Source organism: Streptomyces sp. CBMA156, assembly GCF_014596515.1.
Taxonomy (GTDB): domain Bacteria; phylum Actinomycetota; class Actinomycetes; order Streptomycetales; family Streptomycetaceae; genus Kitasatospora.
The window spans coordinates 1-14,505 of sequence record NZ_MSJQ01000055.1; the positions used below are offsets into that span (position 1 = coordinate 1).

The window sequence follows — 14,505 nt, forward strand, 5'->3', positions numbered from 1 at the left end:
GCACCCACTCCAGCCGGAACAGGGACTCGTGGTGCCGGGCACCGGCCGCGTTCAGCCGCTCCGCCGACACCTGCCGCACCACCAGGCCCTCGGCCGCCACCACCGGGCGCCCCGAGGCGTCGGCCACCTGCAAGGACAGCGCCTAGCGCCTCCTCGCCCGGCACCGGCGCGAAGCGCACCCGCAGCGCGGTCGCCCCGGTCCCGTACCGGCTGACGCCTCGCCAGGAGAACGGCATCCACAGCCCGCCGCCCGACTCGCCGCCGGGCTCCACCGAGCCCGCCGCGACGGCGTGCATGGCCGCGTCGAGCAGCGCCGGGTGGACACCGAAGCGGCCCGCCTCGGTGTGCAGCTCCTCCGGCAGGGCGATCTCGGCGAAGATCTCCTCGCCGCGCCGCCACACCGCGCGCAGGCCCTGGAACGCCGGGCCGTAGCCGATGCCCGCGGCGTGGAAGTCGTCGTACAGGCCGTCGACGGGCAGCCGCTCACCGCCCTGCGGCGGCCAGGCCGTGAAGTCGAACCCGGCGGCCGCGGGCGCCCCGGCCAGCCAGCCGGTCGCGTGCCTGGTCCACACCTGCTCGTCCTCGTCGCCCTCGACGCGCCCGTACACGTCGATGCCGCGCCGGCCCGCCCCGTCGGGCACGCCGACGGCGATCTGCACCGCGACGCCGCCCTGCTCCGGCAGGATCAGCGGGGCCTCGAAGGTCAGCTCCTCCAGCGCCCCGCAGCCGACCAGGGTGCCCGCGTACAGCGCGTACTCGACGAAGGCGGTGCCGGGCAGCAGCACCGTGTCGAGCGCCGCGTGGTCGGCCAGCCAGCCGTGCGTCTGCAACGAGAGCCGGCCCGTCAGCAGCAGCCCGTCCCCGTCCGCGCGCTCGATCGCGGCGGACAGCAGTGGGTGGTCGGCGGGCACCAGGCCGGCCGACGCGACGTCACCGGTGTACGGTCCTGGCTCCAGCCAGTAGCGGCGGCGCTGGAACGCGTACGTCGGCAGCTCCACCGGACGGCCCGGGGCGATCACCGCGGACCAGTCCGGCTCGGCCCCGTGCGCGTGGGCGGTGGCCAGGGCCGCCGCGAAGCGCGGCGCCGAACCCTCGCCGCGGCGCAGCGTGCCGAGGACGGCGGCGTCGCCGCCGACGTCCTCCAGGATGCCGCCCAGCGGGACGGTCAGCACCGGGTGCGGGCTGACCTCGACGAACAGCCGGTGCCCGGTGGCCAGCAGCTTCCGGACCGTCCTGTCGAACTCCACCGTCCTGCGCATGTTCAGGTACCAGTACTCGGCGTCCATCGCGGCCGTGTCGAACAGCTCGCCGGTGACCGTCGAGTACAGCGGCACCGTCGCCGCCCGCGGCGCGACCGGGGCGAGGTCCGCGAGGATCCGCTCCCGCAGCGGCTCCACCTGCGCGGAGTGGCCGGCGCCGAGCGCCCCGGGCACCCGGCGGACCCGGATCTCCGCCGCCTCCATCGCGGCCACGAACTCGTCCACGGCGTCCGGCACCCCGGCCACCACGCAGGCGCCCGGCCCGTTCACCACCGCGACCGACAGCCGGTCGCCGTACGGGGCGATGTGCGCGCGGACCTGCTCCACCGGCGCCAGCACGGAGGCCATCGCGCCCTTGCCGATCAGCGCGAGGAGCGCCTTGCTGCGCAGCGCGACGATCCTGGCCGCGTCCCGCAGCGAGAGCGCGCCCGCCACGTACGCGGCCGCGACCTCGCCCTGCGAGTGGCCCACCACCGCGGCCGGCTCGATGCCGCAGGCCCGCCACAGCGCGGCCAGCGCCACCATGGTGGTGAACAGCATCGGCTGGAGCACGTCCAGGAGTTCGGCGTCCGGCGCGCCCTCGGCGCCGCGCAGCGCGTCGGCCACCGACCAGTCGAGGAACTCGGCGAAGGCCGCGTCGCACTCGGCGACCGCGTCCGCGAAGACCGGCGAGGACCCGAGCAGCCCGGCCGCCATGCCGAGCCACTGGGAGCCCTGGCCTGGGAAGACGAAGACGGCCTTGCGGTCAGGACGGGCCATGCCCCGCACGACCGCCGAGCCCTCGCCCGCGTCCCGACCCTCGGCGACGGCCGCGAGACCGGCCAGCAGCCCGTCCCGGCCGGCCGAGACCACCGCGGCCCGGTAGTCGAAGACGGTGCGGTCGGCGAGCAGCGCGTGCGCCACGTCCGCCGGGTCCAGCTCCGGCCGGGCCGCGACGTACGCCCGCAGCCGCTCGGCCTGGTCGCGCAGGGCCTGCTCGGACGCCCCGGACAGCAGCCACGGCGCGGCCTGCGCCGGGAGCACCCGGGCCGGCACCGCACCCGGCTCGGCGGGCTCCTCGGTGCCCGGCTCGGCCTGCTGCTCCGCCTCCGGCGCCTGCTCCAGGACGACGTGCGCGTTGGTGCCGCTCACGCCGAAGGAGGACACGCCCGCGCGGCGCGGCTCGCCGGTCTCCGGCCAGGGGCGGGACTCGGTGAGCACCGCGACCGTGCCGTCCGACCAGTCGACCTTGGTGGTCACCTCGTCGGCGTGCAGCGTCTTCGGCAGCACGCCGTGGCGCATCGCCAGCACCGTCTTGATGACGCCGCCGACGCCGGCCGCCGCCTGGGTGTGGCCCACGTTCGACTTGAACGAGCCCAGCCACAGCGGGTTCGCCCGGTCGCGGCCCTGCCCGTAGGTGGCGATCACGGCCTGCGCCTCGATCGGGTCGCCCAGCGAGGTGCCGGTGCCGTGCGCCTCCACCGCGTCCACCTGCTCGGGCGCGAGCCTGGCGTCGGCCAGCGCCTCCAGGATGACCCGCTGCTGGGACGGACCGTGCGGGGAGGTCAGCCCGTTGGAGGCGCCGTCCTGGTTCACCGCCGTACCGCGCACCAGGCCGAGGATCCGCCGGCCGGCCCGCCGCGCGTCGGACAGCCGCTCCAGCAGCAGCATGCCGGCGCCCTCGGAGAAGCCCGCGCCGTCCGCGTCCTCGGCGAACGCCTTGCAGCGCCCGTCCGCCGCCAGCCCCTGCTGCTTGCTCACCTCGATGAACGTGCCCGGCGCGCACATCACCGTCGCACCGCCGGCCAGCGCCATCGAGCACTCGCCCTTGCGCAGCGCCTGCACCGCCAGGTGGAGCGTCACCAGCGAGGACGAGCAGGCGGTGTCGACCGTCATCGACGGGCCGACCAGCCCGAAGGTGTACGAGATCCGGCCGGAGGCGACACTGCCGGACGTCCCCGTGGAGAGGAAGCCGCCGACGCCCTCCGGCAGGGCCGGGGCCTGGGCGAGGTAGTCGGTGTTGTTCATCAGCCCGGCGAACACGCCCGTCCGGCTGCCGCGCAGCTCGGCGGGCCTGATCCCGGCGTTCTCGAAGGCCTCCCAGGACGCCTCCAGCAGCAGCCGCTGCTGCGGCTCCATGGCGAGCGCCTCACGCGGCGAGATGCCGAAGAACGCCGGGTCGAACTCCCCCGCGTCGTGCAGGAACCCGCCGAAGACCGTGTCGGAGCCGTAGCCGTCGTCGTCCGAGCCCTGGAGCCCGGCGATGTCCCAGCCGCGGTCGGTCGGGAACGCCGTCACCCCGTCGACGCCGTCGCGCACCATCTCCCACAGCCCGTCGGGGTTCTGCACCCCGCCCGGGAAGCGGCAGGCCATGCCGACGATCGCGATCGGCTCGTGGGCGTTCGACTCCAGCTCGCCGAGCCGTTGGCGGGTCTGGTGCAGATCGGCCGTGACCTGCTTGAGGAAGTGACGGAGCTTCTCCTCGTTGGACATGGTGATGTCTCTTCTCCTAGCGGATCTGGCGGTCCGGCGATCTGGTGATGTGGCGCTCGTGCGCTCGGATGGTCTTGAGCCCTCGGCGCCTTGGCTCCTCCGGGTGACGGGTCACCGGCGCTGAGGGAGGGGAGGCCGGCCTCGGTGGGGGTCGAGGCCGGCCTCGGGTGGGGGAAGCGGGGGTCAGGAGATGCCGAACTCCCGGCCGATGAAGTCGAACAGGTCGTCGTCGGCGGCGTCGTCGATCACGTCCGTGACCGCGGCGGCGCCGTCGGCCGGCTCAGCGCCCCGGCCGTCGCCCAGCCGGGCCAGCAGCGCCTGGAGCCGGGTGACCACCCGGAGCCGGTCACCGCCCTCCGGCTCGGACTCGGCGATCAGCGACTCCAGGACGTCCAGCTCCTCGGCCACGCTGCGCCCGGCGTCGTCGCCGCCGGGCAGGGTGGTCAGCAGGTGGTCGGCCAGGTCCGCGGAGTTCGGGTGGTCGAACACCACGGTCGCGGGCAGCCGCTGCCCGACCGCCGCACCGAGCTGGTTGCGGAACTCCACGGCGGTCAGCGAGTCGAAGCCCAGTTCCCGGAACGCCCGGTCGGCCGGCACCTCGGCGATGCCCGCGAACCCGAGCACCGCGGCCACCTGCCCACGGACCAGCTCCAGCATCGCCGGCCTGCGCTCCTCGCGCGGCAGCGCCAGCAGACCGTCGAGGACGGTGCTCTGCGCGCCACCGCTCGCGGCCTGGGCGGCGCGGCGGGCGGGGGTGCGGACCAGGGCCCGCAGCAGCGGCGGGACACCGGCCGTCGCTGCCTGCTGGCGGATGCCGGACAGGTCCAGGCGGACGGGCACGAGGAGTGCCTGTCCTGAGGTCCAGGCGGCATCGAGCAGAGCGAGGCCCTCGGTGTCCGAGAGGCCGTCGTGGCGGCGACGGTCGGCCTCGGTGAGACCACCCGCCATGCCACCGCTCTGCTCCCACGCGCCCCAGGCCAGCGACGTCGCCGCCAGGCCCAGGCTGTGACGGTGGGCCGCCAGGGCATCCAGGAAGGTGTTCGCCGCCGCGTAGTTCGCCTGACCCGGGTTACCGAGCACACCGGCCGCGGAAGAGAACAGCACGAAGGCGCTGAGGTCCAGCTCGCGGGTCAGCTCGTGGAGGTTGTGGGCGGCGTCCACCTTCGGACGCAGCACCGCCTCCAACCGCTCCGGGGTGAGGGAGTCGATGACGCCGTCGTCCAGGACACCGGCGGTGTGAACAACCGCGGTGAGCGGGTGCTCCGTCGGGACGGCCGAGATCAGCTTCTCCAGGGCGTCACGGTCGGCGGCGTCGCACGCGGCGATCTCCACCGCGACGGCACCCAGACCCATCAGCTCATCCGCCAACTCCTGCGCACCCTCGGCGGCCAGGCCGCGACGACTGGTCAGGATGAGGTGGCGGACGCCGTGCTCCGTCACCAGGTGGCGGGCGACGAGCGAGCCGAGCGCGCCCGTTCCGCCGGTGACCAGCACCGTGCCGGCCGCGTCCAGCTCGAACCCGCCCTCGGCGACCGGTGTACGGACCAGGCGCGGCACCACGATCTCGCCACCGCGCACCGCCGCCTCCGGCTCGTCCGAGCCGAGGACCGACCAGAGCAGCTCCGAGGTCACCGACTCGTCGGCGTCCAGGAGCACGAAGCGCTCCGGGTTCTCCGCCTGAGCGGAACGCACCAGGCCCCAGAGCGGGGCGCCGGCCAGGTCATCGGCCAGCGCGCCGCGGGTGACCCAGACCAGACGGGAGTCGGCGAAACGCTCCTCCGCCAGCCAGGCCTGCACCAGCGCCAGCGCCTCCTGGGCCGCGCGGTGAGCGGCGCCCACCACGTCCTCGCCCTCGAACGGCGCCACCGGCACGAACAGCACCTTCGGCACGAAGGCGGCAGCGGCCGCCTCCGTCAGACCGGCGTAGGTGGTGCCACCGGCGAAGACGCCCTCCGCCGCACCCAGCACCGCCCACGTGGCGGCCTCGGCCGTCGGCAGCGCCGACGCCGTCCACTCCAGCTGGAACATCGCCTCGTGGAACGCCCGCCGTGCGGAAGCCAGTTGGCCCGCGTCCACCGGGCGCAGCATCAGCGAGCCGATGGTGGCGACGGGGGCGCCGGTCTCGTCGGCGACGACGATGGACACCGCGTCGGTGCCGGCCGGGGCCAGCTTGACGCGCAGGACCGAGGCGCCGGTGGCGTGGAGGGAGACACCGTTCCAGGAGAACGGCAGGTGTGCGCTGTCCTGCTCGGTGACGAAGCCGCCCAGGGCGATGCCGTGCAGGGCGGCATCCAGCAGCGCCGGGTGGACACCGAAGCCGTCGACCGGCGTGTCCTCGGGCAGTGCGATCTCCGCGAAGACGGCATCCTCGGCGCGCCAGGCGGCGCGCAGGCCCTGGAACACCGGGCCGTACGCCAGGCCGGTGGCGGCAAGGCCCTCGTACAGGTCCTCGACGTCGACGGGCTGGGCGTCCTTCGGCGGCCACACCGACAGGCTCTCCGGCGCCGCGGGCGCGGCATCGGACAACAGACCCGACGCGTGACGGACCCACGGCTCATCGCTCTCAGCGCCGTCCGGACGGGAGTAGACCGCCACCGGACGCAGACCGTCCGTGCCGGCCGCCTCCACGGACACCCGCAGGGCGATACCCCCCTGCTCGGGCAGGACGAGCGGAGCCTGGAGCATCAGCTCCTCGACCTGACCGAAGCCCACCTGGTCACCGGCATGAATCGCCAACTCCAGCAGACCCGTACCCGGCACCAGCACCGAACCCGACACCGCGTGATCAGCAAGCCACGCGTGCGACTGGAGCGACAGGCGGCCCGTCAGCAGGACGCCATCCGAATCCGGCAGAGCGATCGCCGCACCGAGCAGTGCGTGCCCCGTCGCGGCCTGGCCCAGACCTGCGGCGTCGCCGGCGCTGGACGAAGTCGCCTTGAGCCAGAAGTGCTCGTGCTGGAAGGCGTAGGTCGGCAGGTCGATGCGGCGCGCGCCGCGACCGGCGAAGACGGCCTCCCAGTCGAGGGCGACGCCCCGGGCATGGAGGCCGGTGACGGCCTGGGTGAAGGACAGCGCCTCGGGGCGGTCCTTGCGCAGAACGGGAGCGAAGTGGCCCTCGGTGATCTCCTGGGCGAGAGCCGACAGGGTGCCGTCGGGGCCCAGCTCCAGGAACCTGGTGACGCCCTCGGCGGCCAGGTGGGCGATGCCGTCGGCGAAGCGGACCGCCTCACGGACGTGGCCCACCCAGTACTCGGGGGACGTCAGCTCGGTCGCCAGCTCGCCGGTCACGTTGGAGACGACAGCGAACTTCGGCTCGGAGTAGGCGAGTTCGGATGCCACGGCGCGGAACTCGGCCAGCATCGGCTCCATCCGCGGCGAGTGGAACGCGTGACTCACCCGCAGCTGACGGCCCCGACGACCCTGCGCCTTCCAGTGCTCCAGCACCTCAAGGACCGCGGCCTCGTCACCCGAAACCACCACCGACGTCGGCCCGTTGACCGCAGCCACGGCGATCTCCGACTCCCGGCCGGCCAACACGGGCAGGATCTCGGCCTCGGTCGCCTCGATGGCGGCCATCGCACCACCCGTAGGCAGGGCCTGCATCAGCCGGCCTCGGGCCTCGACCAGCTTCGCGGCGTCGTCCAAGGACAGCACACCCGCGACGTGGGCAGCGGCGATCTCACCGACGGAGTGGCCAACGAGGAAGTCGGGCTTCAAGCCCCAGGACTCGACCAGGCGGAACAGCGCCACCTCGACAGCGAACAGCGCCGCCTGCGTGTACGCGGTCTGATCCAGCAGCTCCGAAGACTCGAAAACCACGTCCCTCAACGGGAATTCAAAGCGGGCACACACCTCATCAAAGGCGGCGGCAAAGGTCGGGAACGCGTCGTACAGCTCCCGGCCCATCCCCGTCCGCTGGCTGCCCTGCCCGGTGAACAGGAACGCGAGCTTGCCACGGCCCACCGCCGCACCGGAGATCTCACCGCCCGCCAGGCCCGCGAGGCCCGCCAGCAGCTCCTCCCGGCTCGCACCCGACACCACCGCACGGTGGTCGAACCGCGCCCGCGACACCGCCAGCGAGAAACCGACGTCCACCGGCGACAACTCCGGCCGATCCCCCAGGTACGCCGCCAGGTTCGCGGCCTGGTCGCGGAGCGCCGCCTCCGACTTGCCCGACACCACCCACGCGACAGGCGCGTCGACCGTCACCTCGTCAGCGTGGACGGCCTTCTCGGCGGGAGCCTGCTCCAGGATCACGTGCGCGTTGGTCCCGCTGATCCCGAACGACGACACCGCCGCCCGGCGCGGACGACCAAGCTCCGGCCAGTCCCGCGCCTCCGTGAGTAGCTCGACCGCGCCCGCCGACCAGTCGACGTGCGGGGTCGGCTCGTCCACGTAGAGCGTCTGCGGGAGGACGCCCTCCTGGAGCGCCAGCACCATCTTGATGATGCCCGCGACGCCGGCCGCGGCCTGGGTGTGGCCGAGGTTGGACTTGATCGACCCGAGCCAGAGCGGCTCGCCCTCCTCGCGGCCCTGCCCGTACGTGGCCAGCAGCGCCTGCGCCTCGATCGGGTCGCCCAGTCGGGTCCCCGTCCCGTGCGCCTCCACCACGTCCACGTCACCCGTGGACAGCCCGGCGCCCAGCAGCGCCTGCCGGATCACCCGCTGCTGCGACGGACCGTTCGGCGCGGTGAGGCCGTTGGACGCACCGTCCTGGTTCACCGCCGAACCCCGTACCACCGCAAGCACCTTGTGCCCGTTGCGCTGCGCGTCCGACAGCCGCTCCACGAGCAGCATGCCGACACCCTCCGACCAGCCGGTGCCGTCGGCCGCGCCCGCGAAGGGCTTGCAGCGGCCGTTCAGCGCCAGTCCGCGCTGGAGGGCGAAGCTGGAGAAGGTGTCGGGGTTCGGCATCACCGTCACACCACCGGCGAGCGCCAGCGTGCACTCGCCGTTGCGCAGGGCCTGCGCGGCCAGGTGCAGAGTCACCAGTGAGGAGGAGCAGGCCGTGTCGACCGTCACCGCCGGGCCCTCGAAGCCGAAGGTGTACGAGACGCGCCCGGACACCACGCTGCTGGAGCCGCCCGTACCGAGGAAGCCCTCGATCCCCTCCGGAACCTCCGTGACCCGCGCCGCGTAGTTGTGGTACATCACACCGGCGAACACGCCGGTCCGGCTGCCGCGCACCGACGCCGGGTCGATGCCCGCCCGCTCGAAGGCCTCCCACGACGCCTCCAGCAGCAGGCGCTGCTGCGGGTCCATGGCCAGCGCCTCGCGCGGCGAGATACCAAAGAAGGTCGGGTCGAACTCGGCCGCCTGCTGGAGGAAGCCGCCCTCCAGGACGTAGTCGTCCTCGGGGTGCTCCGGGTCGGGGACGAGGATCCGCTCCAGGTCCCAGCCGCGGTCGGCCGGGAACGGCACGATGCCGTCGCCGCCCGCCAGCAGGAACTGCCACAGCCCCTCGGGCGTGGTCACACCGCCCGGGTAGCGGCAGGCCATGCCGACAATCACGATCGGGTCGTCGTCCGCGGCCGTCGCGGTCCGCGCACCGACCTCGACCACCGCATGGGCGCCGGTGACCTCGGCCACGACGAAGTCCGCGACCGCCACCGCGTTCGGGTGGTCGAACACCAGCGTCGCCGGCAGCCGCAGACCCGTCGCCGCACCGAGCTGGTTGCGGAACTCCACGGCGGTGAGCGAGTCGAAGCCCATCTCCTTGAACGCCCGCTCCGGCTCCACCACATCGGCGTTCGGGAAGCCCAGCACCGCCGCGACCCGCGCCCTGACCAGCGCGAGGGCGAAGGCACGCCGCTCGTCGGGGGTACCCAGAGCAAGCAACTGCTGCGCCCACTCGCCACGGGCCGCCGAGGCCGCCGAGGCCGCGGCGCGGCGGGCGGGGGTGCGGACGAGGGCCCGCAGCAGTGGCGGGACACCGGCTGTGGCGGCCTGCTGGCGGATGGCGGCCAGGTCCAGGCGGACGGGCACGAGGAGTGCCTGTCCTGAGGTCCAGGCGGCATCGAGGAGAGCAAGGCCCTCAGTGTCCGAGAGGCCGTCGTGGCGGCGACGGTCGGCCTCGGTGAGACCACCCGCCATACCGCCGCTCTGCTCCCACGCACCCCAGGCCAGCGAGGTGGCGGGCAGGCCCAGGGTGTGGCGGTGGGCGGCCAGGGCGTCCAGGAAGGTGTTCGCCGCCGCGTAGTTCGCCTGACCCGGGTTACCGAGCACACCGGCCGCGGAAGAGAACAGCACGAAGGCGCTGAGGTCCAGGTCCCGGGTCAGCTCGTGCAGGTTGTGGGCGGCGTCCACCTTCGGACGCAGCACCGCCTCCAACCGCTCCGGGGTCAGCGAACCGACCACGCCGTCGTCCAGCACACCGGCCGTGTGAACAACCGCGGTGAGCGGGTGCTCGGCCGGGATGGTGGCCAGGAGGGCAGCGAGCGCCTCACGGTCGGCGGCGTCGCAGGCCGCGATCTCGACCGAGGCGGCGCCCAACTCGACCAGCTTGTCGGCCAGCTCCTGCGCGCCCTCGGCGGCGAGGCCGCGACGGCTGGTCAGAATGAGGCGGCGGACGCCGTGCTCCGTCACCAGGTGACGGGCGACGAGCGAGCCGAGCGCGCCCGTACCACCGGTGACCAGCACCGTGCCGCCCTCGGCGAGAACGACCTCGCCCTCGGCGACCGGCGTCCTGGTCAGACGCGGCGCCACGACCTTGCCGTCGCGCAGCACCGCCTCCGGCTCACCGGACAGTGCCACCGCCGCCAGCCGCTCCCAGGCCGGCACGCCCTCCTCGACGTCCAGGAGCACGAACCGCTCCGGGTTCTCCGCCTGAGCCGAACGCACCAGACCCCAGACGGGGGCGTTGACGAGATCCTCGGCCAGCGCACCGCGCGTCACGAACACCAGACGGGAGTCGGCGAAACGCTCCTCCCCCAGCCAGCCCTGCACCAGCGCCAGCGCCTCCAGCGCCGACCGGTGGGCAGCACCCACCACGTCAACGCCCTCGAACGGCGCCACCGGCACGAACACCAGCTCCGGAACCGAACCGGCCGCAGCCAGCTCCGCCAGACCCGCACCCGACTCCAGCACACTCCACGAAGCCTGGACCGACTCCGGAACCACAAGCTCCGACCACTCCAACTGGAACAACGCCTCGTGGAACGCCCGCCGCGCGGAAGCCAGTTGACCCGCATCCACCGGCCGCAGCATCAGCGAACCGATGGTGGCGACGGAGGCGCCGGTCTCGTCGGCGGCGACGATCGAAACGGCGTCCGTGCCGGCCGGGGCCAGCTTCACACGCAGCACCGAGGCGCCGGTGGCGTGGAGGGAGACACCGCTCCAGGAGAACGGAAGGTGCGCGCTGTCCTGCTCGGTGACGAAACCGCCCAGGGCGATGCCATGCAACGCGGCATCCAGCAGCGCCGGGTGGACACCGAAACCGTCGACCGACGTGTCCTCGGGCAGCGCGATCTCCGCGAAGACGGCATCCTCGGCACGCCAGGCGGCGCGCAAGCCCTGGAACACCGGTCCGTACGCCAGGCCGGTGGCGGCGAGGCCCTCGTACAGGTCCTCGACGTCCACGGACTCGGCGCCCTTCGGCGGCCACACCGACAGGCCCTCCGGCGCCGCGGGCGCGGCATCGGACAGCAGACCCGACGCGTGACGGACCCACGGCTCATCGGCCTCGGCGTCGTCCGGACGGGAGTAGACCGCCACCGGACGCAGACCGTCCGTGCCGGCCGCCTCCACGGACACCCGCAGGGCGATACCCCCCTGCTCGGGCAGGACGAGCGGAGCCTGGAGCATCAGCTCCTCGACCTGACCGAAGCCCACCTGGTCACCGGCATGAATCGCCAGTTCCAGCAGACCCGTGCCCGGCACCAGCACCGAACCCGACACCGCGTGATCAGCAAGCCACGCGTGCGACTGAAGGGACAGGCGGCCCGTCAGCAGGACACCGTCCGACTCCGGCAGGGCGATCGCCGCACCGAGCAACGGGTGAACAGTCTTCCCGAGGCCGAGGCTGACGGCGTCACCCGCGATGTTGGGCAGGTCCAGCCAGTAGTTCTCGTACTGGAAGGCGTAGGTCGGCAGGTCGACACGGCTCGCGCCGCGACCCGCGAACACCGCGTCCCAGTCGAGTTCGGAGCCGTACGCGTTGAGGCCGGTGACGGCCTGGGTGAAGGACAGTGCCTCTGGGCGGTCCTTGCGCAGGACGGGAGCGAAGTGGCCGTCCGTGATCTCCTGAGCCAGCGCCGACAGGGTGCCGTCCGGACCCAGCTCCAGGAACCTCGTGACACCCTCGGCGGCCAGGTGCGCAATGCCATCGGCGAAGCGAACAGCCTGGCGGACGTGGCGCACCCAGTACTCGGGCGACGTCAGCTCGGTCGCCAGCTCACCGGTGACATTGGAGACGACGGCGAACTTCGGCTCGGCGTAGGTGAGTTCGGACGCGACCGCGCGGAACTCGGCCAGCATCGGTTCCATGCGCGGCGAGTGGAACGCGTGACTCACCCGCAGCTGACGACCCCGACGCCCCTCGGCCTTCCAGTGCTCCAGCACCTCAAGGACCGCGGCCTCTTCACCCGAAACCACCACCGACGTCGGCCCGTTGACCGCCGCGACGGCGATCTCGGCTTCCCGGCCCGCAAGCAGCGGCAGCACCTCCGCCTCGGTCGCCTCGACGGCAGCCATCGCACCACCGACGGGCAGCGCCTGCATCAGGCGCCCTCGGGCCTCGACCAACTTCGCGGCGTCGCCCAGGGAAAGGACCCCGGCGACGTGCGCAGCGGCGATCTCACCCACGGAGTGGCCGACCAGGAAGTCGGGCTTCAAGCCCCACGACTCGACCAGACGGAACAGCGAAACCTCAACGGCGAACAGCGCCGCCTGCGTGTACGCGGTCTGGTCCAGCAGCTCCGAAGCCTCGAACACCACGCCCCTCAACGGGAATTCGAAGCGGGCACACACCTCATCAAAGGCGGCGGCAAAGACCGGGAAGGCCTCGTACAGCTCACGCCCCATCCCGGCCCGCTGACTCCCCTGCCCCGTGAACAGGAACGCGAGCTTGCCACGGCTCACCGAAGCGCCGGACACCTCGCCACCCGCCAGACCTGCCAGCCCGGCCAGCAGCTCGCCCCGGCTCGCACCCGACACCACCGCACGGTGGTCGAAGCGCGCCCGCGACACCGCCAGCGAGTACCCGACGTCCGTGAGCGACAGCTCCGGCCGCTCCCCCACGAACGCCGCCAGCCGCGCGGCCTGCGCCCGCAGCGCCGCCTCCGACTTGCCCGACACCACCCACGCGAGAGGCGCGTCGACAGTGACCGCGACGGCCTCCGCTGGCTCCTCCTCGGGGGCCTGCTCCAGGATCACGTGCGCGTTGGTCCCGCTGATCCCGAACGACGACACCGCCGCACGGCGCGGACGACCAAGCTCCGGCCAGTCCCGGCCCTCGGTCAGCAGCTCGACCGAGCCCGCCGACCAGTCGACCTTGGTCGACGGCCGGTCCACGTGCAGCGTCTGCGGCATGACGCCCTCGCGCAGCGCCATCACCATCTTGATGATGCCGCCCGCGCCGGCCGCCGCCTGGGTGTGGCCGACGTTGGACTTGAACGAGCCGATCCACAGCGGCTCGCCACCCTCACGCCCCTGGCCGTACGTGGCCAGCAGCGCCTGCGCCTCGATCGGGTCACCGAGCGTGGTGCCGGTGCCGTGCGCCTCCAGCAGGTCCACGTCGCCCGAGGTCAGGCCCGCGTTGGTCAGCGCCTGCCGGATCACCCGCTGCTGCGACGGGCCGTTCGGCGCGGTCAGGCCGCTGCTCGCACCGTCCTGGTTGACGGCCGAACCCCGTACCACCGCAAGCACCTTGTGCCCGTTGCGGCGCGCGTCGGACAGCCGCTCCAGCAGGAGCATTCCGACGCCCTCGGAGAAGCCGGTGCCGTCGGCCGCGTCCGCGAAGGCCTTGCAGCGGCCGTCGAGGGCGAGGCCCCGCTGCCGCGTGAACTCCAGGTAGGTGCCGGGCGTGGCCATGACGGTCGCGCCGCCCGCGAGGGCGAGCGTGCAGTCGCCGTTGCGCAGGGCCTGCGCGGCCAGGTGCAGGGTGACCAGGGAGGAGGAGCAGGCCGTGTCGACCGTCACCGCCGGGCCTTCGAGGCCCAGGGTGTACGAGACGCGGCCGGACGCCACGCTGCCGGAGCCACCGGTGCCGAGGAAGCCCTCGATCCCCTCGGGGAGGCCTTCCTGCGCGGGGGACGGCGTGTAGTCGGTGTTGTTCATCAGGCCCGCGAACACGCCGGTCTTGCTGCCGCGCACCGACTCCGGGTCGATGCCGGCCCGCTCGAAGGCCTCCCAGGAGGCCTCCAGCAGCAGCCGCTGCTGGGGGTCCATGGCGAGCGCCTCGCGCGGCGAGATCCGGAAGAAGTACGGGTCGAACTCCCCCGCGCTGTGCAGGAATCCGCCCTGCGGAACGCGTGTCCCGACGGGGCCGTCCTCGCCCTCGCCCTCCTCGAAGGTCAGGGCCGCCAGGTCCCAGCCGCGCTCGGCCGGGACCTCGCTGATGCCGTCGGCGCCGTCGGCCACCAGCTGCCACAGCCCCTCGGGCGTGGTCACGCCGCCCGGGTAGCGGCAGGCCATGCCGATGATCGCGATGGGCTCGCGGTCCTTGTCCTCCGCCTCGCGCAGACGGCGGCGGGTCTCGCGCAGGTCGGCCGTCGCCCGCTTGAGGTAGTCGACCAACTTCTCTTCGTTCGACACTGGGGTCACTCCACTGTGAGGG

General features: G+C 73.4%; 2 protein-coding genes. Both read right to left on the minus strand.

Annotated features, from left to right (window positions below; genetic code table 11):
* Positions 1-3,737, minus strand: a 3,737-nt coding sequence (locus tag BU198_RS04065) for a type I polyketide synthase (protein ID WP_411293138.1), incomplete at its 3' end; no start/stop codon positions are given.
* A 177-nt stretch (positions 3,738-3,914) separates the two neighbouring features.
* The gene (locus BU198_RS04070) at positions 3,915-14,483 is read right to left on the minus strand and encodes an SDR family NAD(P)-dependent oxidoreductase (protein ID WP_188295436.1); all 10,569 of its coding nucleotides are present in this window, start codon (positions 14,481-14,483) and stop codon (positions 3,915-3,917) included.
* Positions 14,484-14,505 lie beyond the last annotated feature (22 nt).